This is a genomic window from Paenibacillus rhizosphaerae (assembly GCF_014192015.1).
Lineage (GTDB): Bacteria > Bacillota > Bacilli > Paenibacillales > Paenibacillaceae > Paenibacillus_AQ > Paenibacillus_AQ rhizosphaerae.
The window spans coordinates 1728190-1751929 of the sequence record NZ_JACHXJ010000001.1; the positions used below are offsets into that span (position 1 = coordinate 1728190).

Below are 23740 nucleotides of genomic sequence, written 5' to 3' on the forward strand. Positions count from 1 at the left end.
ATCTTTCGGTTTTGCTGGTTTTTTTCGTTGATATACTTGAGTTTATCGCGAAATAATATTGTTGCAGCACTTGAAGGTTCAACTTTAAGCAAAGACATCGCCAGTGAATCGATATTCATCGAAACAAATACCAATTATGAAATGTTAACTATAACTCAGGTCAATCTCCACGATTCCGTAAACAGCTGGACTCTACGCAGCCCTTCGGATATTTCCCCCTCCGTCAGATTCCCGTATCCGAGCACCACCTTGCCGGGGGAACAGCCTTTCAACCTGGCATAGTCTTCAAAGGCGGAGAGGCGGACGCCGAAGTCTTCAATTTTGTGCCAGTCCATCGGACCGTAAACATCCTGCTTAAAATGGAGCTGGACATGCATCCCGGCTTCATCTCCCAGCAGTTCAACGCGGTCACCGAATAAGCTTCGGCATTGTTCCGCTATGTAGAGGCGCTTACGCTTGTATACCGCTCTCATTTTATGAATATGCCTGTCAAAATGACCGTCCAGGATAAAACGTGCAAGCGCCGACTGCATGATACCGGAAGTCGTCAGGTTTAGTTCTATTTTGGTGCGAATAACCGGCTCGATCATTTCCGGGGGGACGATGAGGAATCCGATCCGCAGGGCAGGCGACAGCGTTTTGCTATACGTACCTGCATAGATGACCTTGTTCGGGGCAAGAAGCTGCAGCGGAGGGACCGGTGCGCCTTTATGCCGGAATTCGCTGTCATAGTCATCCTCAATGATATAGTGACCGGCCTTTTCAGCAAGCGCGATGGCCATCTGCCTCCGTTGAATCGAGAGAATGCTGCCTGTCGGGTATTGGTGGGAGGGCGTCAGCACGATCAGACCGGCAGGTGAATGAGGCTCGATCCGGTGGATCTGCATCCCCTGATGATCAACCTCGACCGGATGGATGTTATAGTTTAATCTTTGGAAAATATCACCGACAAACCCGATCGTCGGCTCTTCAGCGTAAACCGTATGAAAACGAGCCGAGAGGGTAGACGCCAGCAGCAGCATTCCTTCGGAAGTCCCCGACGTAATGACGATTTGGTTCATGCTGCATGCCATGCCCTTCACCCGGTACAAATAACCCGCAATGGCCTCCCGCAGAGCAGGCAGCCCTTGAATATTGCCGTAAGAAAATACGTCTTCCGCCGCCGAATCGGTCATCTCCCGCACGTATTTGCTCCATAGCCTGCGGGGAAATTGAGATAAATCGGGCAGACCTCCGTCAAAGTCGATAAGCTTCGGTTTCTTAGGAACGGACTCGACCCGGGCAGATGGTGCCGAAGAAGAAGCGGGATCGATTTTCATCACTTTGCGGGCTTCGATACCTTCAGCGACAAACGTTCCGGAGCCGGCTCTGGAGTTCAAATATCCTTCGGCGGTCAATTGCTCGTACACTTCGATCACAATGTTGCGTGCAATGCCAAGGTCCACGGCGGCCCGTCGCGTCGGCGGCAGCTGAAGACCGGGTGCGAGTGCACCGCTTTCAATTTCCTGGCGCAGGTAGCCGCATAACTGCTGGGTTACGGAACCTGCACCTGCCATTGCTCTAAAGCCGAACATAGGGGTGTCTCCTTTTAATTGGTTCTTAAATTACACGTTCTTTTTGGTTCTTATGTTGACCAATTACCTTCATTATACTGAAGCTGAAGCACACGCACAAAGGAGATGAGAAGGAATGTTTAAACGAACATTGGGAAGATCGGGCATCGAGGTTAGCGCGCTTGGCATCGGAGGCTGGGCGATTGGGGGACCTTGGTTTGACGAGGAAACGGGCAAGCCGTTCGGATGGGGTGAAGTGGACGACCGGGAATCCATTGCCGCGATCCACTGTGCGCTCGATAGCGGCATCCAGTTTATCGACACCTCCGATAATTCCGGAGCCGGTCACAGCGAGCGGGTGATCGGACAAGCGTTGAAGGGGAGAAGGAATCAGGCCGTGTTGGCAACGAAGTTCGGGTATGTTACGAACGAAGAAACCAAATTAGCGACAGGATCGAACGCAAGCCGCGAATACATCAAATCGGCATGCGAGGCTTCACTCCGCAGGTTGGGTACGGATTATATCGATCTCTATCAATTTCATCTGGGTGATTACCCGATAGACTTGGCCCAGGAAGTCGTCGACGTGCTTGAGGAACTGGTAACGGAGGGGAAAATTCGCTTCTTCGGTTGGTCTACAGATACGACGGATCGAGCAGAAATCTTCGCGGAGAGCAAGCACTGTACGGCGATCCAGCATGATTTCAACGTCTTTATTGACAACGATGCAATGCTGGACGTTTGCGAACGCAACCGGTTAGCCAGTATTAACCGTGGTCCGCTTGCCATGGGCCTGCTGACGGGGAAATACTCTGAAATTGTCAACGTGCTGGATTCGAAAGATATTCGGCAGCGCAATGACTTGGATTGGCTCACGTATTTTAAAGATGGGGTTCCGTCGCCTAAATTGACCGGGCAATTGCGTTCAATCCGCGAGGTATTGACCTCGGGAGGACGGTCGCTGGCCCAAGGCGCACTTGCCTGGATATGGGCCAGAAGCGACGTAACGATTCCAATTCCGGGCTTTCGTACCGTCAAGCAAGTGACGGAAAATGCAAAAGCGCTGGAATTTGGCCCGTTAACGGATGCTCAGATGGGTGACATCGCCGAGCTTCTGGCTGTAACGGAAGCATAATCGCATTCAGTTAACATAAAATATATTATGTAAACTCGTCAAAGCTTAAATTGTTGATAGTAGGCAACCCCTTGGTTCTCCAAGGGGTTGTTCTTTTTTCATTGGGACGTATGCAGCATAGTAAAAGCTGGCCAGGATCGGCCAGCTTCTAAACTTATCTGTATTCGTATTGGTTAAGTAGATGTGGCGCAGCGGCTTACTTTATTCAAATTTTCCTTCAAAAACAAGCTCGTTCAGCGGACGGCGGTCATTCGGCACTTCGCGCTGCTGGATCGCTTCCGGCAGTACAGATTTGTCGCCCAAATAACCGAGGGCAATCACGGCATGAAGCTCGATTTGATCCGGTATGTTCAATACTTCACGGGCTTTATTGCGGTCAAAACCGCCGATGGCATGCGTGTGCAGACCGAGGATCGTCGCTTGAATCGCCAAGGAAGCCCAGGCTGCACCGGCGTCGAAAACATGGGCACCATTCGGGTCGCCGTTTTCTCTAAGTTTGTCGGAAGCGATGACAATGAGAACTGGCGCACCGGACGCCCAGGTTAGATTGAATTCACTTAAAAATGAATGGAACTTGCTGAGCTGCTCATCGGTTTTAGCGACAATAAAGCGCCATGGCTGATCATTATAAGAGGATGGGGCCCAGTGTGCGGCTTCAAGGATGGTATAAAGGTCCTGATCGCTGACTTTCCGGTTGGAAAATGCGCGTGTAGACCAGCGGTTCAGAAAAAGCGGGCTTACCGGATATTCGGATTTACGCTGACCTTGCACCTCAGGCAATATTTCATTGACGATGGATTGAACGTTGCTCATATACGATTTCTCTCCTTTTCAAATGAAAATTTACAGTTATGTCCTGGCTGCTTACTTAAACTTACGTACTTACAAATTAAATATAATTAAATATATGATTTAACTCGGATATAGTCAAATCAAATTCTTTGATGGATGATTGGGTCCATTTGCGGAAAGGCCGTAGTTTTAAGAAGGGTTTAGGAATGAATAAAGAGAATTATAGATGCATCTCTTTAAAGTGATAACGGTTACAGTGAACCGGCAAACATTTGATTGATGCACTGGCTTAGTCTGTTCCAAGGTTAACGAACAATCAAGGAGCGAGAATCCGAACAAGAAGAAAGGTGGCAGCAAATGAATCAGATCGATCAAACATCCATATTAATCGAGTGGCATTCCATATTGGAAGCAGTCTCCAACCGATTTATTCCGGAAAATGAGTGGCCGTCAGCGGCCAGCGGAGGCGCACTCGTCTATATGGAACGGAGGGCTGATGAGGATCCCTCGACCTGGAGCAAGCTGATTGAACCGGGCCTTCACGCACTCGAGTCGGAAGCGTCGTCCCGGTATGGGCGCGCATTTTCAGAACTGACCGACGATCAACAGGATAAATTGCTGCAGGATGTCCAGCATGACCGAGTCCGCGATTGGCCGGTTTCGTCTCCCGTGTTCTTCAACGCATTGCTGGAGTTTGTCGTCGAAGGCTACTATGGAAATCCTGAATCCGGCGGCAATCGCGAGGGTAAGTCATGGGAAATGATCGGTTTCCGGCCGGGTCCGGTATCCGGCGAACAGGGACTGCCCGCTGAAGCAGATTTGCCGCTGCGAACGTTCGATCAGCTACAAGCCCACTACGATGCCGTCGTTATTGGAGCTGGGGCGGGCGGATCCGTAGCGGCGGCGGTGCTGGCTGAGTCAGGCATGCGCGTCCTCGTCATTGAACGCGGCCGTTGGCTTCGATACGACCAGGTAGGCCGTGATCATTTGCGCAACCACCGGCTGAGCAAATACGGCCACAATACCGGACCGGATCTGGATGGCAGTCCGCGGACATTTCTGGCCGCCGCAGGGGAAGAGAGAATCACGGCTCCTTATGAAGGAGATTACCACAATAACGCCATGACAGTCGGCGGCGGTACACGGGTGTACGGCGCCCAGGCGTGGCGATTCCATCCGGAAGATTTTCGAATGGCCAGCCACTACGGCATCCCGGACGGGAGTTCCCTTAGCGACTGGCCGATCACGTACGAGGATCTGGAGCCTTATTATGTAAGGGCCGAATGGGAGGTTGGCGTATCCGGAGACGGGAACGCCCACGCTGGGCATGCCAAGCGGAGCCGACCTTATCCGATGCCGGCGATGCCCTTGACGACGGAAGCGCGGCGGCTGGCGGAAGCGGCAGCCCGTTTGGGTTGGGACGCCGGATCGGTCCCGCTGCTGATCAACTCGGTCGAACGGGACGGCAGGCCGGCATGCGGCCAATGCGGTCAATGCGTCGGTTTCGCCTGTCCAACCAATAGTAAAAACGGGGGACATAACACGATGCTTGTGAGAGCAGCCGCAACCGGCAACTGTGATATCATCTGCGATACGATGGTGGAGCGGATTGAATCCGAAGGTGGCAAGCGGGCCACCGGGGTTCGGCTGGTGCAGGAAGCGGGCGGGACGATCCGGCGACAACGGGTGGCAGCCGGTCAAGTCATCGTAGCCGCCGGCGCGATCGAAAGCGCGCGTTTGCTGCTGAACTCGGCTACCGAAGCGGAGCCGGACGGCATTGGCAACCGGTACGGCCAAGTCGGCCGAAATCTGCAGGGCCATGTCTACACGGGCGCGTACGGTCTCATGGACGATCCGGTCCAAGACGGCCTTGGTCCCGGTGTCAGCATTGCCACGCTTCGGTTCGCCCATGACAATGGCGGCGGCGTGATCGGGGGCGGACTCCTCGCCAACGAATTCACCCGGCTGCCCCTTATCCATTGGTACAGGGCACTTGCCCCCGACGCCCCGAGATGGGGACTCGCAGGCAAAGAAGCGATGCGTAGCAGCTATTTACGCACCAGCCAGATCCAGGGGCCAATTCAAGAGATCCCGACGGCGGAATCGAGAGTCCGGCTCTCACGGACGGTCAAAGACCGTTTCGGTATGCCAGTCGCTCAGCTTTCGGGTCGTGTTCATCCGGAATCGCTGCGTGCGGCGGGGATGCTGGGCGAACAGGCCGAGAAGTGGCTTTGGACTGCCGGTGCCCGCCAGGTTTGGCGAACGAGTCCGGGAACCGGGCTGAGTGCCGGACAGCATCAGGCAGGCACGCTCCGGATGGGGAATGATCCCACTACCTCGGTCACCGATCCAACGGGACGCGTACACGGTTACGACAACCTGTGGGTGAGTGACGGGTCCGTGCATGTCACCAATGGCGGAGTGAATCCGGTGCTGACGATACTAGCTTTGGCATTCCGGACTTCGGAAAACATCGTGAAGCACGGCTAAAGCTGTTATCAGCAGTAAAGATCAGGATGTTGGCGTTTATAACCCTTCATCAATAGGCAGGAGGGAAAGTTTTCCTATAACCTTTGATTACCATTTGAGCACAGGGTGCGCGGTTTACCCGATGCTCTTTTTTTCTGAGTTTTACCCTTGTATGACAGCCGTGTAAGTTTGGTGTAAGGAAGAGCCCTAGGAGAAGTATAAAACTTGGGATAAACTTGCGGAAGATAATCCACTTATTTCGCAATAGGGAGTAGAACTTATGGCAACGAACCGCAAGGTCATCATGATCATCATCATTCTTTATACATTACTGATTTTGTATTTTATGTTGTTTGCTTTTGGCAGAATCGAGGCATCGCAGCGGATAACGGAGTACGAGTTTATCTTTGCGCCCAGTTATTTTTATCATGTGCCGGATTTGCCGGATTTGTTTCGTTTTTCCTTGATGGCTCTGTTTGGTTTTGGCAACTTCGCTGCATTTATTCCTTTCGGCTTTTTGATCCCAATGTTGTTTCCCATGCGTTACATGCGATTTATTACCCTGTTCTTTTTGTCCATTTTGGTGGTCGAAACGGTGCAGATGCTCACTTTTCTAGGCAGTGGTGATATCAACGACGCGATTCAAAATTCAATAGGTGCTTCCGTCGGATACGCTGCTTACAGCTTGGGATCACACGCTAAGACGATGAGGAACCAGCTTGTCATTTCAGGCTTGTCCACATTGTTTTTATTTGCCGCAGTATGGGGCTTCTGCGAGGTTATAGAAGTGGCTTTCACCAAAAGGGAAGGAACATTTATTGCCATCAACGAACTGAAGAACGGCAGCGGAAATGCTGTTCAAAGCACAACACCGTATCCCTTTGAGTTGAGCAGCGAACAGGTGGTGCCTCATTACAATGTTTTCAGTTTCAAAGAACGAACTGCTGCAGCTTACACTTCGAATCTAAGCGGAAGAGATATCATTCTTTACTTCAAGTATGGAGGAGCGGGCCATGATGTGAAGCAGGGAGGAACGTTGTTGATTAGGGTTGATGGGCAGCAGCTCCTGCACACAGAAGCACCGACCTATCAAGATAGAGAAGTAGAAACGTACGAAATTCCAATTGAAAAAGCAAATAACCTTACGATCATCATTGAGGGAAATGCGAGATTGTGGGATCTCGGATACAGAGAAATGAAGTATTTTTGGAATTAGCGCTCATGCTTTATATGTTGTTCAAAGCTGTATAGCCTTCAACCCTAAATATTGGTGAAATCAGGATTATGAACATGAAGCATTTTGGTTGTTCCCTGTTCAAAGTCGCCAAGGATGCAAGAACGCAAAGCAGGATGTTGGATCAGATTTGCTGCAAACCTTTTAGATGCTCTGATTGCAGGTATTCCCATACTCCTGATCATCCAATTACGCACTGGGGACTGGCAAAGAGAAAGCGCGGTTCTTAATGTTATTAACTTTTGTAAAGCATACTGCTTCCTGTCCTGGGGTACGGCTATGCGGGAACTGAAGTTAACCGCACTTCATGATATTAATCATTTATGACATTAATTTATGAGAACAGGGGGGTGTCCTAGAAGGATACTCCCTTTTTTTGTGGTGTATGATGGTTTCCGCACGGCAAAAATGCCTGAACAAATTGGAAAATTTTATTGACAATGGTCATTAAATATTGTTTCATTTTATTAAACTAAGTTGAATTTCATTCTATTCAGGAGATCAATGTGATGGAATTGGGGAGTAAAATCCGGAAAATTCGCAAGGACCAAAATCGGACCTTGGACGAAATCGCCCATGCCTGCGGCTTTACCAAAAGCCTGCTTTCCAAAATCGAAAATGGGAAAACGGTTCCGCCCATCGGTACGCTGATCAAAATCGCCGAAGCGCTTGGAACCAAAATATCCATTTTGCTTGATGACAGCGACCAAAACGGGACAGTGTATACCACGATGACTGCAACCCTGGATAAGATGGTCGCGTCGGAGAAAGGATATTCGTTTTCGGCCATTGCGGCCGAGCGGCCCGAGAAGTTGATGCAGCCTTTTTATTTTGTGGCTAAGAAAGGAAAGACGGAGAAGCGGACGGTCTCCCATGTCGGGCAGGAATTCATTTATGTGCTCGAAGGGACCATGATTTATTATGTCGGCCAGGAAGCTTATACACTGCATGCAGGTGACAGCCTGTACTTTGATTCCTACGAAAATCATAAATATACGCCCGTCACGGACGAAGTAAAGTATTTGTCGGTTTTTTGTTCGGATTCCAAAGCTTGAGTCCGTATGTCTGACAAAGCCTGGTAAGTTGATTTCTGTCCATGTTGTACCATGCTCATACAGGATTCTTGTAAACGGTTGGCAGCGCCAATACCTTCAATTTACTTGAAACCCGGATGGGCATTTTTTCATACCATTCATACGCAGGGAGGATTGGATATGCTGAACGTCTTAGTCGTTGACGACGAGCCGAAGCACAGACAAGGGTTGTCGCGGATGCTGAAAAATCTGAGGCCGGAGTATCACATCTTTAATGCCAGGGATGGTGCGGAGGCACTCGAAAGGATGGAGGCCCATCCGATCGATTTGGTATTTACCGACATCCAGATGCCGATCATGGATGGCCTTGAATTTGTGGAGCATTTGACCCGCCGCGGGGGGAGCGAAAGCGTCGTGATTTTAAGCGCCTACTCGGATTTTGCCTATGCGCAGCGAGCGCTGCAGCTCGGGGCAAACGATTACCTGCTCAAGCCGGTGGAAGCCCAGAAGGTTACATCTCTCCTTCAGAAAGCCGAACATAAGGCGGGCGTACGGCGTAAGGCGACCATCGAATCGGCTTTGTCCGAATTGCTGGAGGGAAATCCTTCCGAAGCAGACATCACCTTGCTGCAGAGTTCCTTTCCAGACTGGAGACGCGGAATCTCGCTGGGTGCCATGGTCCATACAAGCGCTGCGGACCGGAAGCTGATGCTGTCCCTGCTTAAACGAAAGCTTGCTCACATCATGGAGGAAACCGGTCTTGCCCATGCATTTTACACTACGGATCAATGGTTGACGGGTGTAATCCTTAGCTCCGATGGATCATTTGACGTTACCTGCGAACTTGAATTGAAGCTGCAGGAACTGATGGATCATATTCAGAAAGAGCACGGACAGGAACTAACATTGGGCTTAGGCAATGACTTTACAGAGTGGAGGCAAGGCGCGCATTCGTCTAATCTGCAGGCGCGATTTGCGCTTCAAAGCTTATTCTACGAAGGGCCAGGGAAATTGTATAAATCTGACCCAGTAAACCCGACAAGCCCGTCCGCGATCATCCATTTGGATGCAGGCAAACTGGCCAAGGCGATTCTATCCGGCAAAAAGGATGACATTTATGCGTGTCTGAAAACCGAGTTAGATCGTACATTGGCCCATGGTTATCCCGATCCTTCCAGGATGAAGTATTCCGTCGCCGCCTCGATTCAACATGTCACATCAATTTTAATGGAAAAGGGACTCTCACATATCCCGAGTGCCGCTTTTGAAGGAGCATTGTTGCGCTGCAGCCGCATGGACGAATTACGGGAGACAGTTTTCCAGTGGGTTCTAGAGATGGCGGACCATATGGACCAACGTAGACAGTGTAAAAGCGAGGCCGTGATTGACAGCTGCAAAGCCTATATTGAAACCAACTATGGCGAGGAGGATTTGTCCCTCAGCACGCTGGCCATGAGATTTCATTTTAACCCTTCGTATTTTTGTATTCTGTTTAAAAACCACACCCGCATGACCATCCACCAATACATTACCCACATCCGTATGAGGGCGGCGGCCAGCCAGCTGCTGCAAACCTCCCAGAAAGTATACCAAGTGGCCGAAAACGTAGGCTACAGGGACGTGAAATATTTTATCCGTCTGTTTCGGAAGGAGTACGGCACAAGCCCGGATGAATACCGCCATTTATCCGCTACCCGCATATAAGGAAGGGATGTTCATTGAGAAGCCGCCGAATGATGCCGCGATTTCAGGATTTGAGCTATCGAACCAAACTGCTGTTGTCCTACGCTCTCATCGTCACGATTCCCCTAACGATACTTAGCTACAAATATTTTGTGTCGAGCAGCGGGTTTATTTCCGACTTTGCCAGACAGAATCTGTACTCCATCGTGAAGCAGAACAACGAAATCATGGACGCCGAGCTCGCCAGGGTCGAAGACAGCAGCCTTGCTTTGATCGCGGAGCAGGTTCTGTACGAACAATACCTCACGGCCGATCCGAAAGACGAATACCAAATGATCACGATGGAGAAAAAGGTGAGTCGGGCGCTGAATACATATTTTCCAGACTTGAAGCATATGTACTCGATCCATTTAATTACCAGCTATTCAGACATCGGCCCAACGGGCGCTACCCCCTTTATCCCTTATGAAGGGTTTAATCAAACAGCCCTCTATCAGGCTGCCGTACAAGCGGACGGAGGAATGGCTTGGGTCCCGACGTTTTCGTTTGGCGACATGTTTCATCGGGATGCCGGTTCTCCCGTGCCCTCCGAGTACGTTCAGCTTCTGGCCGGCGTGCGCCTGCTGAAATTGTTTCAGATTAATAACGGGGAGGTGATCGAGCTTCAGGGGGCAGCCGAGCTTCCCGTGCTGGTCATCACCTATCAGCCCGATTATTACCGTTCCCGCTTCGCCAGCGTGCTCCCATCCACCGGGGCTTCTTTTTTTGTCATGAGCCGGGACGGTCAGAGAGTAGCCGATTCGCAGGAGGAAGATCCCGCGCTTGATGAAGCCTCATTGAAAAGAATGGCGGAGATGAGAAGCGGCACCCTCACGATCACAAGAAACGGTAAGCCCCTAATCGTATGCTTTGACACTTCGGATGTAACCGGCTGGATTTCCGGAGTCACGATCTCACCGGAGGTGCTCGGCAGCGCCTTTTTGCCGGAGGTAAAGTCATACACGTTCTACTTGACGCTGATCCTCCTGCTGGTTTCGCTTCTCTTGGCTTTTTTCCTGGCCAATTCCATCACCAAGCCCATTCAACAGCTGCTTCAAGCGATCAAAAAAACGGGGGAAGGGGAATTCGATACCCGAATCCCGGTCAAGTCCTATAACGAGATGGGACTGCTCATCCACAAGTACAATCAAATGAATGTAAAAATCAACAACCTGATCGAAGAAAACTATAAAGTGAAGCTGAGAGAAAAAGAAACTCAAATTATGTCCCTGAACATTCAGCTGAATCCGCATTTTTTGTATAACACGCTCAACATCATGAATTGGACGGCACTCGAAAACGAGCAAAACGAATTGAGTTCCATGATCGTCAGCTTGTCTTCCATGCTGCAGTATACTTCCGCAAGCAATCAGGACATTGGTGATCTGGAGGAAGACCTGAACTGGTTGAAGCATTACTTCTCGATCACCGAGCAGCGGTTTGAGGGTAAATTCACGGTGACCTATGACATCTCGCCTGAACTGTATTTATTCAAAGTCCCGAAGCTGTTCCTGCAGCCGTTTGTCGAGAATGCCATCGTTCATGGCTTCGCCCGCCTGCACAGCGGTGGAAAGATAGTGATCCGGGGGCGGCTTAAGGGGGATGAGCGGATCTTCGTGGTGGAAGATAACGGGATCGGCATCCCACATCACAAATTGGCAGGTTTGACACGGGAGGAGAGTCGCTCCATCGGCATTCGCAACGTGGATCAGCGAATCAAACTGATCTACGGTGATTCTTATGGAGTGACTATTACCTCGGAAGAACGCAGGGGAACGACCGTCATGATCAAATTGCCGGTATGAACAACACATAAAAATTGTCCACCATTCCAAAAATGTTCGAATTTTTTTTGAACCTCCGCTTTTTTACAATGAATTTACAAACATCAATTCAGTGTGATTGGAGGGTAAAAGAATGAAATTTTCCAAATTTCTCGCTGGGATCGCTTTACCCGCTTTACTGGCGGTAACCGTTTCCCTCTCGGGCTGCTCGGGCAGCGGAGGATCAGCCCAAAGTGAAGGAGACAGCAAGGAAGGGGGGAAAGGGGAAGAAAAAGTCACCCTAAAGTTTGCCTTCTGGGGAGACACGATCGAAAAGAAAACGGTCACGGATGCGCTTAAAAGTTTTGAGCAAAAGACCGGCATTCAAGTGGAGCCCATGCACATTCCGGCCGACTATTTGACCAAGCTGACAACGATGGTCGCAGGTAATGTTGCACCTGACCTCGGTTATTTATCGTCCGGCGCGGCACTAAGCTGGGGGAAAGACGGAAAGCTGCTGAACCTCGCACCGCTAATTGAGGAAGACAAGGAATTCAAGAAGGAAGATTACCTGGATCAAGTTTGGTATGAAATTGCTCCGGGCAACACGATCGGCATGAGTACGGCTGTCGAAGGATACGGGCTCATGTACAACAAGGATATGCTCCTTGAAGCGGGTGTCGAGCTTCCTCCCACGCAGGCAGATAAGGCCTGGGACTGGGACACGTTCATTGAGTACGCAAAGAAGCTGACCCTGGACGATCAGGGACGAAATGCGCTTGATCCTAATTTTAATCCGAATAAGATCAAGCAGTTCGGCCTCCAATACGATCCGTACAACATGATGGCAGCGGTGGTATCGAACGGCGGCAATTTCCTGACGGAAGACGGAAACGGATTCGGGCTGGCGAAGCCGGAGGCGATCGACGCGATTCAAAAGCTGGCGGACTTAATGTATGTGCATCACGTATCGCCAACGCCGCTGCAGACCAAGAGTCTGCCCGACATGGCGCTCCAGACGAAGAAGGTCGCCATGACCGTATCCGGCAACTGGGCACTCCAGGCTTTTGCGGAACAGGATTTCAATCTTGGTGTCGGTGTCCTGCCTAAATTGATGAAAAGCAACACACTGCTGGACGGCGCACCGACGGTCATCTTCAAATCCACCAAGCATCCGAAAGAGGCTTGGATGCTGTATAAGTACATGGCGGATCCTGAATCGGTTCTGCCGCTGATTGAAGGCGGTTTATGGATGCCGCTCAAGAAAGAGTGGTATACGAACCCGGATCTCATCAATAAATGGGCGTCGGGGAACAAGGCTCACCCGGAGGGGTACACAGATGCTTACATGAAACAGACGATTGAAAATGGCATCCGGACCCCGGGCTTTGAAGTGAAGAACCTGGATAAAATCAATGCGCTGGTGACTCCTGCCCTCGACTTGGTCTGGACCGGCAAAAAGTCGGCGGAGGAAGCGCTGAAAGAGATCGAACCCAAAGTACAACCGCTGATTGAAGGCTATTACGGCAAATAACCCCGTCCGAACGAACCGATCCAGAAAGGAGGGATTCAGGATGCTGCACAAACGCCGTATCGCCGTGGCGGGCATTCTCTTTGCCCTACCCAGCATCTTTGGGATTATGCTGTTTGTCATTCTGCCCATGCTTACCAGCTTATTGCTCAGCTTTACGGATTACCGGATCGTGAATACGCCTAAATTCATCGGGTTTACGAATTATAAGCGGCTCTTCGACGGAACCGATCCCTATTTTTATAATTCGCTGTGGGTGACCTTTAAATACGTCATTCTCCGCGTTCCGCTCGGACTGATCGTCTCATTTATCGCCGCTTTCCTGCTGAATATGGAATTTATCCGCGGCAAATCGGTGTTCCGCACGATCTTCTATTTGCCGGCGATCGTGCCGGCCGTCGCGTCTTCGATGATCTGGATCTGGCTGTTCAGCCCGGATCTCGGGCTGTTCAACAGCTTCCTGGAAGCGCTGAATCTTCCAACCCTAAATTGGCTGTACTCCGAAAATACGGTGGTTCCTTCCATCGTCATCATGAGCTTGTGGGGAATGGGGAGCACGATCATTATTTTTCTGGCGGGCCTCCAGGGTGTACCCAGATCCTTGTACGAAGCCGCGATCGTCGATGGTGCAGGTGCGGTTCGGAAATTCCGTCATATCACCATTCCAATGATGACGCCGATCATTTTCTTCAACCTGATCATGGGATCCATCGGAGCTTTCCAGGTGTTCACGGAAGCTTTGATTATGACGCAGGGAGGACCGAATAACGCCAGCTTATTCTATAACTATTACATTTACCGTCAAGCCTTTCAGTTCGGCGAGATGGGGCAGGCTTCTGCCATCGCCTGGATTCTCTTTATCATCATCCTGATCGTCACGGCGATCTTTTTCCGGACCTCTAAAACCTGGGTGTTTTATGAAAGTGAGGTGTAGCGCCCATGAGGAAAAGCCGCCGGGTCTCGCAAATTATTGTATACGCCATACTCATCCTGGGGAGTGTTTTCTGTTTGCTGCCATTGTTCTGGCTGGTACGCAGCTCCATGATGTCGTCCATGCAAATTTTTGAGATGCCGCCCAAATGGATTCCCTCGCCGTTCCGGTTTCAAAACTATACGGAGGCGCTGACGACGATCGACTTTCTCCGGTTCTTCCGAAACACCCTGACGATCACCGCCAGCTGTTTGATCGGAGCGCTCATCAGCAGTTCGCTCGGGGCATACAGCTACGCAAGGCTTGATTGGCCGGGCAAGAAGTTTTTCTTTGGATTGCTGCTCGCCAGCATGATGCTTCCCGGTGCGGTAACGCTGATCCCTACGTTTATCGGGTGGAGGCTTGCCGACCTGATCAACACCTACGTGCCATTGATATTGCCGGTTTGGTTCGGTTCCGCATTCGACATCTTTTTGCTGCGGCAGTTTTATGCCGGCATCCCGAGAGATCTTGATGAAGCGGCTTATGTGGACGGTGCCGGCCCATGGACGATTTTCTGGCGGATCATCATTCCTTTATCCAAACCGCCTCTGATCGTCATCGGCTTATTCTCGTTCATGAACTCGTGGAACGATTTCATGGGACCGCTCGTGTACTTGAACGAGGAAAGCAAGTTTACGCTGGCGCTTGGGCTGCAAATGTTCCAGTCGCTTCACAGCGCGCAGTGGCATTTGCTGATGGCAGCCTCCACCGTGGTCATCCTGCCGGTCATTATCGTGTTTTTCATCGGACAGCGGTATTTTATTGAAGGGATTACGCTGACCGGCATGAAGGGATAAGCAAGCAAATTTGCAGATCTGTGCAGCTAATTGATTTATGAACAAACCAATGCATCCTTTACGGCTGCGAGGATGAATAAGGAGCGTGAACCTACCATGGAAGCACAGCGTCTCAACAAGGTACGGGAAGAGCTTGAGCGTCAAGGGATCGACGGAGTCTTGATTTCTAGCCCGTATAACCGCAGATATGTTACCGGATTTACGGGTACAGCAGGCTTTGTTGCCATTACGAAGAATCAGGCCTGGCTGATTACCGATTTTCGCTATACCCGCCAAGCAACGGAACAGGCCAAAGCATATCAGGTAGAACAGCATACGGGCCAACCGCTCGAAATGATCCGGGAGAAGCTGAGCGCTGCAGGGGTGCGGAAGCTCGGTTTTGAGCAAAATCATCTCACTTACGAGTCATATCAAACCTATGTTGAAACCTTTCAGGGCTTTGAACTCATCCCGACGCAAAATATCGTCGAAAAGCTGCGCGGTATCAAGGATGAGCGGGAGCAGGATTACATTCGGAAGGCGATCGAAATTACGGACATGGCCTTTGAGCATATTCTGGACTTCATGAAGCCAGGCGTATCCGAAAGAGATATCGCAACAGAGCTTGAATACTTCATGCGCAAAAACGGTGCCGTCTCGTCAGCGTACCCGGCGATCGTGGCTTCCGGTGTACGCTCGGCGCTGCCGCATGGTCTGGCCAGCTCGAAGCTGCTGGGAAGGGACGAATTCGTAACTCTCGATTTCGGGGCGAACTACGAGGGGTACTGCTCGGATCTAACGCGTACGGTTATTATCGGCGAACCGACGGAGCGTCATCAGGAGATTTACCGGATCGTTCTTGAAGCCAATCGGAAGACCTTGGAAGGATTAAAACCGGGGATAACGGGGAAGGAAGGGGATTCCCTGGCCAGGGACTGCATCGCAGGCTATGGATACGGCGAGTTTTTCGGTCACGGTCTCGGTCATGCGTTCGGCCTGGAGATCCATGAGCCGATGCGCTTTTCCCAACAGACGGAGGATCGGCTGGAGCCCGGCATGGTTCTAACCGTGGAACCCGGCATCTATTTGCCCGACTTTGGAGGCGTCCGCATTGAAGATGACATTCTCGTGACGGACACCGGGATCGAAGTGCTGACGAAATCAAACAAAGAGCTGATCGTCCTATAAAACGAAAGAAGTGATTGCATCCATGCGTGATGAAACCGCACAAGTTGTCATCATCGGGGGAGGGATCATCGGCATGTCCATCGCCTACTATACCGCGAAAGCCGGCATGGACGTTCTCGTTGTGGAGCGAGGGGAAATTGCCGGCGGTACTTCTTCCAAATGCGACGGCAATATTCTCGCCATCGACAAGGATCCGGGCTTCGACAGCCAGATGTCGCTGAAGTCGCAGGAACTGGTCAAGTGTTGGGTACAGGAGCTCGATGAGGAGTTCGAATACCGGGCTCCCGGGAGCATTCTGGTCTGCGAGACGGACGAAGAGATGGCCGCAGCCGAATCCTGGGTTGCACGCCAGCGCGAAGCCGGCCTTCCTTTCCGCATGCTTGATCAGAAGGATCTTAGGGACGAATGGCCTTACATGGCCGAAGATCTGCCGGGCGGATTGGAATGCGCTACGGATTCAACGGTCAATCCGGTGCTGCTGACCTACTCCCTGGCCTCAACGGCCCGGCGCTATGGGGCAAGGCTTCGAACCCATACGCCGGTCACCGGCATTCAGCTTGACGAGGAGAGGAAAGTACGCGCCGTCGAGACCTCGGAGGGTATGATCCGCACGAATACCGTCATTAATGCGGGCGGGGTATGGGCGAAGCATATCGGGCGGATGGTAGGCATTGATATTCCGATCGAGCCCCGTAAGGGACATATTCTAGTCGCTTCCCGGTGGGCAAATATCGGGAAACGAAAGGTGATGGAGTTCGGATATTTGATGAGCAAATTCGGCGGCACCCGCACAGTGGATCCCAAATTCGACCGATATGGCATTGCGCTCGTCTTTGAACCTACCGCTTCGCAAAACTTCCTGATCGGCTCCAGCCGCCAATTTGTCGGAATGGACAGCCGCGTCGATCAGCAGGTCATCAGCTTGATTGCGGAAAGAGCCATTCGTTTTTTTCCCGTGCTGGAACAGATTCCTCTCCTGAGAACCTATGCAGGCTTGAGGCCGTGGACGGCGGATCATCTGCCGATCGTTTCTCAAATCGACGAGGTTCCCGGGTTCTATGTGGCAGCAGGGCATGAAGGGGACGGGATCAGCCTGGCCGCCGTTACCGGGAAAGTGATCAGCGAAATGCTGAGCGGGGCGGAGACCTGCATTCCGGTGGACCGTCTTCGTTATGACCGTTTCCGGAGCAAATCGCACCCCCAGGAGGTGTTTCGATGAGATGGTCCAAGATGGTCACCACGATCGACACGCACACCGGCGGCAACCCGACCCGAACCGTTACATCCGGGGCTCCGGAGCTCTTTGGAAAGACGATGTCCGAGAAGATGGTCTACATGTCCGAGCATCATGACGATTTCCGCCAAGCGCTGATGTTCGAACCACGCGGGCACGAGGTCATGTCCGGCTGCATCTTGACTCCTCCCTGTGATGAGAAGGCCGATATCGGGGTCGTATTTATCGAAACCGGCGGGTATTTGCCGATGTGCGGTCACGATACGATCGGGTTGTGCACGGCCCTTATCGAGGGGGGATTCTATCCGGCGAGCAAAGACATCATCCGGCTCGACACGCCGGCTGGTCTTGTGGAAGCCAGGCTGGAGATCGAGAAAGGTAGGGTCAGACAGGTCACCTTTACGAACATCCCGTCTTTTCTTTACAAGCAGGATATCCGGGTGCAGGTCGGTGTGCTTGGCGAGGTCTCCTTGGATCTTGCTTACGGCGGCAATTTTTACGGGCTCGTCGATGCCCGATCGCTGCATTTGCCGCTGGTTCCTCAGCGGGCTTCAGAAATCGTTCGCACTGCCGTTAGGATCCGGGACGCGGTGAATGACAGGTTTGAAATCGTCCATCCCGAAATTCCCGTCATTCGCGGACTGACCCATATCGAGTTCTACAGTGATCCGGTATCGAAATTGGCCCACTGCCGGAATACGGTCGTCGTCCCTCCCGGAGGGATTGACCGCTCCCCCTGCGGAACGGGCACATCCGCCAAAGTAGCCGTACTGCGTGCAAAGGGTGAATTGGAAATCGGAGAGGAATTTGTCCATGAGAGCATCGTAGGTTCGATGTTCCGCGCCCGCGTTCTGGAAGATACGATAGTCGGCCATCTGCCGGCTGTGATTCCGCAGATTTCGGGCTCGGCTTGGGTAATGGGATTCCACCAATTCGTTCTTCAGGAACGGGATGAACTGAATTCGGGTTTCTTCCTGCTTTAAACATCATAATGACGGGAGCCAGCAATATGGAAACGAAAAAATGGTATGCGGCGATCGATGTGCATTCCTGCGGACAGCCGCTGCGGATCATCACGGGCGGCCTGCCGGAATTGCCAGGCTCTACGATGCGCGACAAGGCTTTGTTTTTCCAGCAGCATAATGATGACGCAAGGAAGCTGCTGATGTCGGAACCGCGCGGCCATTATGCAATGACCGGTGCCATTGTCACAGCGCCGGTGACGCCGGAGGCGCGTTTCGGTTTGCTGTTTCTGAACCAGCAAGGTCTTGCATCCGTCAGCGGACATGGAATCGTCGCCTCGGTCACGGCTTGGACCGTGACGGGGCAAATCTCCCCGTCCGATGCGGCCAAGGGCATCCTGATCGATTGCCCCGCGGGAACCGTCCGGGTGACCGCTGATATGGAGGGAGAAGAGGTTCGGTCAGTGTCCTTCCGGAATGTACCCAGTTATGAGCACACGGAGCGGTTTCCTGTGACGCTCCAAGGAAGGGAGATCACCGTAGACGTCGCCTTTAGCGGGGAATTTTATGCCGTGGTGGATATGGGCGAGTTCGGAGCGACTTCCTTGGAGCCCCATCAGCTTCGGGAATGGGCAGGTAGGATCCGCAGCGAAGCCGAAAGCCGGCTTGAACTTCAGCATCCACAGCTGGATTGGGTATCCGGTATTCACGGCGTGTTCTTTTATCAGCGGGATGAGCGCGAGCCGGATCAACTGTCCTTCCAAAGCGCTTGCATCTTTGCCGGGGAGCAGCTTGACCGGTCGCCGGGCGGTGCTGGAGTATGCGCTCATTTGGCGGTCCTTAACTCCCGCGGGTTGCTCGAACCCGGGCAGCAGGCCGTGTATCGGGGAATCAGCGGGGCTCGGGCCATCGGAAGTATCGCTGGGGTTAGCTTGCTGTCCGGCAATAGAACCGTCATTCCTCAGCTCACGGGAACCGCCTATATATTGGGTTTCATGAATTTCGTATTGGATCCGGCGGATCCGCTATCTGACGGCTTCATTCTTTATTAGGTCTAGAATCCATGTCATGAATAAGAGGGGAGACAACTTGATATGCCAAAATTTGAAGGGGTTTATGTTGCGATTGTCACACCGTTTACAGCCACATTTGAGGTGGACTATAAGCGTCTCGCTGAGCTGTGCGACTGGCTCATCTCGCAGGGCGTCAACGGCTTGGTCCCAACAGGATCGTTGGGCGAATACGCCACGTTGACGAATGAGGAACGGGCCAAGGTCGTTCATACCGTCATCGAAGCCGCTGCGGGGCGCGTACCCGTTGTCGTCGGTTCGGCCGCGCCATCCACGAAGCAGGCCGCCGAGTGGGTCCGGCATGCCAAGGATTCGGGCGCTTCAGGCGTCATGGCCCTGCCGCCGATCCAGTACCGTCCGCTGGAGCATGAGGTCATTGCTCATTATGAAGCGTTGAATGAGGTCGGCCTGCCGATGATCGCCTACAATAATCCCCATGATTATAAGGTCGATTTGACGCCGCAGCTGCTCGCCAGGCTTTCGAGGATGGAGCATCTCGTGGCGGTGAAGGAGTTTTCGGGCGATATCCGCAGGGTGCATGACATCCTGGAGTATACCGATTTGGATGTGCTGATCGGCGTCGACGATTTAGCTATGGAAGGTCCGCTAATGGGGGCCGTGGGCTGGATTTCCGGGGTGCCGAACGCATTGCCGAAGGAAGGCGTGGAGCTCTTTAACCTGGCCAGACAGGGTAAGGTTCAGGAAGCGACTGCGCTATACCGCCGCCTGCTCCCGTTGTTCCATTATGATGCGAGTCCCCAGTTAGTGCAGTCGATCAAGTACATGATGGAGCTCGCCGGATTCCCGGCCGGTCCAACGAGACCTCCGCGTCTTCCGCTTCCGGAAGCTGAATACGAAGCGATTCAAAGAGCATTTGAGTACGCCGTCAACCGTCATGCTGCCGGTGAAGCGACGAGTTCATAAGAAGAGATTGCTAAAGGAGGGTTAGCGTATGGTACACAGCCGAAATTGGATTGGCGGAGAGTGGATCACCCCCGCGTCGGATGAGCTGGCCGTGAAGAACCCGTCCAACATTCACGAGGAGATCGGCGTGCTTCATCTGTCGGATGCATCGCATATCACACAGGCGGAGCAGGCAGCGCGAGGCGCGTATGCTTCCTGGTCCCGTTTGACCGGTGCCGCCCGGGGTGAGCATTTGTATCGTATGGCGGCTGCGCTCGAGTCGACCTCCGCGGATGTCGCCCGCCTCGCCAGCATGGAAATGGGAAAACCGATTACCGAAATGCAAGGCGAAGTCCTCCGGGGAGTCAACCTGCTCCGGTATTATGCGGCGGAAGGCGTCCGCTCGAACGGAGTGGTCATCCCCGCAAGCGAGCCGAACGTGCTCCAGCTTACGAAGAAGGTTCCTTTGGGCGTGGTAGGCATCATAACGCCATGGAATTTCCCCGTTGCGATCCCATTATGGAAAATCGCACCTGCGCTGATCTGCGGCAATACGGTGATTTGGAAGCCGGCGGAGAACGCTTCGTTGACCGCCACCCTGCTGTGCGAAGTTTTTGAGACAGCCGGTCTCCCGCCTGGTGTCCTGAACCTGGTAGTCGGCAAAGGCAGCAAGATCGGCGACGCTCTTCTGGAGCAGATTTCCCTTGACGCCGTAAGCTTTACCGGCTCAACGGCGACTGGAACCCGCATCGCCCAAATTTGTGCGAAACGAAACATGAAATATCAAACCGAAATGGGCGGAAAAAATGCTGCTGTGATCCTGAGTAACGCCGATTTGGAGAAGACGGTTCCGATGATCGTGAGTGGCGCGTATCGTTCGGCCGGCCAGAAATGCACGGCAACCAGCCGAATCATCGTCGAATCCGGAATTTATGACGCTTTTATTGAAGCGATGAAGAAGGCGATCGACAGAATCAAGCTGGCTCCGTCGCTGGATCCGTCGGCCTATCTTGGACCTGTCGCTTCCGCAAGCCAGTATGAAACAGTGATGTCCTATGTGAAGCTTGCACGGGAGCAGGCTGAAATCATAGCCGAAGGCCGCTCTGCTGAGGCGAACGAAGAGGGATATTATATTCCGCCGATCGCAGCAGCGGGCGTAGATCCGAACCATCCGTTGATTCAGGAAGAAATTTTCGGACCGGTTACCGCGATCTTGAAGGCTGCCGATTTCGAGGAGGCAATCGGATTATGTAACCAATCCCTATACGGACTCAGTGCCTCGTTGTTCACCCGGGATCTGTCTTACGCGCATCGTTTTCTGGATGAGGCTCAGGCAGGGATGGTCCGCGTCAACCAGGAAACGGCGGGTGTAGAGTATCAATCCCCGTTCGGCGGCTTGAAGCTGTCAAGCTCGCATTCGCGCGAACAGGGGCAAGCGGCACTCGATTTTTATTCCGAGCTGAAAACCTGCGCCATCCGGTATTGGTAGGAGGCCGGCTATGAATACATCAAACCTGATCGTTTGCCGTTGTGAAGAGGTGACCTTGGAACAATTGGAGGAAGCATACCAATCGGGCTGCTGTACAGCCAGACAGATCAAGATGAAAACGAGAGCGACGATGGGAGCCTGCCAGGGCCGGGTATGCAGACAGATGCTCGACGCCTGGGTCCATATGAAGAACCCGCAGTCTCCCCGGGATGCGGAGCAGCTGTCTTACCGTCCGCCGATCCGTCCCGTCACGTTCGGGCAGCTGGCAAAGGGAGAAGTGTAATGGACAGAATTGAAAATCATCCGATCTTGGGACCGAGGAAATCAGCGCGGGAACCCGTGGATTTTACGTTTAACGGTGAGAAAGTGGCCGGGCTGAAAGGCGAGCCGATTGCGGCCGCGCTGCTCGCTGCAGGCATACGAACGCTGCGTCGGCATGAGGAGTCCGGCAGTCCCCGCGGTCTGTACTGCTCCATCGGCCACTGTATGGAGTGCCGGCTGAACGTGCAGGGCAAAGGTTTGGTGAGAGCCTGCCTGACTCCTTTGGAAGCGGGGATGTACATCTCGGAAGGGGAGCGGCTTCCCAATGAGATTACGGGGAGGAGGCTTCCATGACGCAGGTGAATCCATATGATTTGTTGATCGTCGGTGCCGGTCCGGCAGGATTGTCGGCGGCAGTGGAAGCTGCCGGTCACGATCTCCGCGTGGCCGTGGTGGACGAATTCCCCGAACCAGGTGGGCGTATGATAGGGCAGTTTCACGAGGAGAAGGGGCACTGGTGGGTCGGAAGACAGGTGGCCGAGCAGCTTCTCGACAGGTGCTCCGCTTTAGGAGTGAAAATCCGATGCGGAGCATCCGTCCACAGTATACTGCGAAGCGACGACGTTTGGGTCCTAAAGACCTCAGAAGGCTCCATGCAGGCCAGAAACGTTCTGCTCGCCACCGGCAGCGCCGAAATTCCTCATCCCCTGCCGGGGTGGACGCTGCCTGGAGTGATGTCTATCGGCGCCGCGCAGGTGATGGCTAATGTCCATTACGTCAAACCGGGACGCCGCGGCTTGATCATAGGCGTAAATGTACTCGCCATGGCGATCTCCCAAGAGTTGTCCGTGAGCGGCGTTTCAATCGCAGGCATCGTTTTGCCTGGGATTGGGCCGATAACCGGCAAAGAAGCTTCACCGAAAGAGAGCCTGCAGCAACTGATGGGATTGGCCCATTTGGCGCCTTCACCGCTTATGCGGATCGGAGGAAAGGCCGTAAACGCGCTGGGTATGGCGGGACTCGTATCGAGATTCATTCCAAGGAGTGGAATCAAGATATGGGATATCCCCTTACGTTTGCGAACCGTCGCCGTATCCATTAACGGGCGCAGCCAAGTGCAGTCGGTCACACTTGCGGATGTCAACGGTGAAGGCGCCGTCATTCCGGGAAGCCACCGGGAGGAGCTTGTCGATTTTGTGGCGATCGCCGGAGGGTTATACCCTTTGGCGGAATTGGCGTCGGTGGCCGGCTGCCCGTTTGTGTATGCGGAAGAGCTGGGGGGCCACGTACCGGTTCACGATGAACAAATGCGGACTCCGGTCGAAGGTCTGTACGTAGCCGGAAATATTACGGGAATCGAGAGCGCGCTGGTAGCCATGGCTCAAGGGCGCCTTGCGGCCGCCACGATTTGCGCTGACGCAGGCCTGCTCGGTCAACATCATGAGCGCGAAGTGCTGGAAGCCATGCAGCATGTCCGCCGCGTGCGTGCCACCGCGCTCATTCAATTCCGCCCGGGCATACAGGAGGCCAGGGAGCAATTTTATCGGAAGTGGGGCGGTTTTCAGAGGGAGAAGCACGGGATCAAGGAACAGGGATGAGGGGGAACGAAAGGAAAATGGGTTAATGCGCTCCCTTGGACTCAAGTATTGCA

20 protein-coding genes are annotated in these 23740 nt (G+C 52.8%); 18 read left to right on the forward strand and 2 right to left on the reverse strand.

Annotated elements, in window-relative coordinates; genetic code table 11:
• Positions 1–155: 155 nt before the first annotated feature.
• Entirely contained in the window at positions 156–1574 is a 1419-nt protein-coding gene (gene pdxR / locus FHS19_RS07475) for a MocR-like pyridoxine biosynthesis transcription factor PdxR (protein ID WP_183580803.1), read from the reverse strand.
• A gap of 115 nt (positions 1575–1689) precedes the next feature.
• Between pdxR and FHS19_RS07480 the strand changes: the two genes are divergently transcribed.
• A complete protein-coding gene (locus FHS19_RS07480) occupies positions 1690–2688 on the forward strand; it encodes an aldo/keto reductase (RefSeq protein WP_183580806.1) in 999 nt (332 codons plus the stop codon).
• Positions 2689–2889: 201 nt separating this feature from the next.
• Here the strand turns inward: FHS19_RS07480 and FHS19_RS07485 are convergent, their stop codons facing one another.
• Positions 2890–3501, reverse strand: a complete 612-nt coding sequence (locus FHS19_RS07485; protein WP_183580809.1) for a nitroreductase family protein — start codon at positions 3499–3501, stop codon at positions 2890–2892.
• A 336-nt stretch (positions 3502–3837) separates the two neighbouring features.
• Between FHS19_RS07485 and FHS19_RS07490 the strand changes: the two genes are divergently transcribed.
• From FHS19_RS07490 to FHS19_RS07570, 17 genes are all read left to right on the forward strand, one after another.
• Complete coding sequence (locus FHS19_RS07490; RefSeq protein ID WP_183580812.1) at positions 3838–5970, forward strand: GMC family oxidoreductase; 2133 nt, start codon at positions 3838–3840, stop codon at positions 5968–5970.
• 259 nt (positions 5971–6229) lie between these two features.
• Positions 6230–7165 (forward strand): VanZ family protein, encoded by a 936-nt coding sequence (locus FHS19_RS07495; protein ID WP_183580815.1) that lies wholly within the window; start codon positions 6230–6232, stop codon positions 7163–7165.
• Positions 7166–7692: 527 nt separating this feature from the next.
• The gene (locus tag FHS19_RS07500; protein WP_183580818.1) at positions 7693–8238 is read left to right on the forward strand and encodes a helix-turn-helix domain-containing protein; all 546 of its coding nucleotides are present in this window, start codon (positions 7693–7695) and stop codon (positions 8236–8238) included.
• Positions 8239–8397: 159 nt separating this feature from the next.
• Complete coding sequence (locus FHS19_RS07505) at positions 8398–9921, forward strand: response regulator transcription factor (RefSeq protein ID WP_183580821.1); 1524 nt, start codon at positions 8398–8400, stop codon at positions 9919–9921.
• A 14-nt stretch (positions 9922–9935) separates the two neighbouring features.
• On the forward strand, positions 9936–11744 hold the full coding sequence (locus tag FHS19_RS07510) for a cache domain-containing sensor histidine kinase (protein ID WP_183580824.1): 1809 nt from the start codon (positions 9936–9938) through the stop codon (positions 11742–11744).
• 112 nt (positions 11745–11856) lie between these two features.
• Positions 11857–13236, forward strand: a complete 1380-nt coding sequence (locus FHS19_RS07515) for an ABC transporter substrate-binding protein (RefSeq protein ID WP_183580828.1) — start codon at positions 11857–11859, stop codon at positions 13234–13236.
• 40 nt (positions 13237–13276) lie between these two features.
• The gene (locus FHS19_RS07520) at positions 13277–14167 is read left to right on the forward strand and encodes a carbohydrate ABC transporter permease (protein WP_183580831.1); all 891 of its coding nucleotides are present in this window, start codon (positions 13277–13279) and stop codon (positions 14165–14167) included.
• A gap of 5 nt (positions 14168–14172) precedes the next feature.
• Positions 14173–15003 carry a carbohydrate ABC transporter permease gene (locus FHS19_RS07525; protein ID WP_105442956.1) on the forward strand — a complete coding sequence of 277 codons (831 nt, stop codon included), beginning with the start codon at positions 14173–14175 and terminating at the stop codon, positions 15001–15003.
• A gap of 96 nt (positions 15004–15099) precedes the next feature.
• Positions 15100–16170 (forward strand): M24 family metallopeptidase, encoded by a 1071-nt coding sequence (locus tag FHS19_RS07530; protein ID WP_183580834.1) that lies wholly within the window; start codon positions 15100–15102, stop codon positions 16168–16170.
• A 22-nt stretch (positions 16171–16192) separates the two neighbouring features.
• The gene (locus FHS19_RS07535) at positions 16193–17389 is read left to right on the forward strand and encodes an NAD(P)/FAD-dependent oxidoreductase (RefSeq protein WP_183580837.1); all 1197 of its coding nucleotides are present in this window, start codon (positions 16193–16195) and stop codon (positions 17387–17389) included.
• On the forward strand, positions 17386–18387 hold the full coding sequence (locus tag FHS19_RS07540; protein ID WP_183580840.1) for a proline racemase family protein: 1002 nt from the start codon (positions 17386–17388) through the stop codon (positions 18385–18387). Before FHS19_RS07535 ends, FHS19_RS07540 begins: the two co-directional genes overlap by 4 nt.
• A 26-nt stretch (positions 18388–18413) precedes the next feature.
• The gene (locus tag FHS19_RS07545) at positions 18414–19418 is read left to right on the forward strand and encodes a proline racemase family protein (protein ID WP_183580843.1); all 1005 of its coding nucleotides are present in this window, start codon (positions 18414–18416) and stop codon (positions 19416–19418) included.
• 42 nt (positions 19419–19460) lie between these two features.
• Entirely contained in the window at positions 19461–20360 is a 900-nt protein-coding gene (locus tag FHS19_RS07550; RefSeq protein ID WP_183580846.1) for a dihydrodipicolinate synthase family protein, read from the forward strand.
• A gap of 28 nt (positions 20361–20388) precedes the next feature.
• The gene (locus FHS19_RS07555) at positions 20389–21828 is read left to right on the forward strand and encodes an aldehyde dehydrogenase family protein (RefSeq protein ID WP_183580850.1); all 1440 of its coding nucleotides are present in this window, start codon (positions 20389–20391) and stop codon (positions 21826–21828) included.
• 10 nt (positions 21829–21838) lie between these two features.
• Positions 21839–22111: a (2Fe-2S)-binding protein gene (locus FHS19_RS07560; protein ID WP_183580853.1), complete on the forward strand. Its 273-nt coding sequence runs from the start codon at positions 21839–21841 to the stop codon at positions 22109–22111.
• Entirely contained in the window at positions 22111–22443 is a 333-nt protein-coding gene (locus tag FHS19_RS07565; RefSeq protein ID WP_183580856.1) for a (2Fe-2S)-binding protein, read from the forward strand. Before FHS19_RS07560 ends, FHS19_RS07565 begins: the two co-directional genes overlap by 1 nt.
• Complete coding sequence (locus tag FHS19_RS07570; RefSeq protein WP_183580859.1) at positions 22440–23687, forward strand: NAD(P)/FAD-dependent oxidoreductase; 1248 nt, start codon at positions 22440–22442, stop codon at positions 23685–23687. Before FHS19_RS07565 ends, FHS19_RS07570 begins: the two co-directional genes overlap by 4 nt.
• Positions 23688–23740 lie beyond the last annotated feature (53 nt).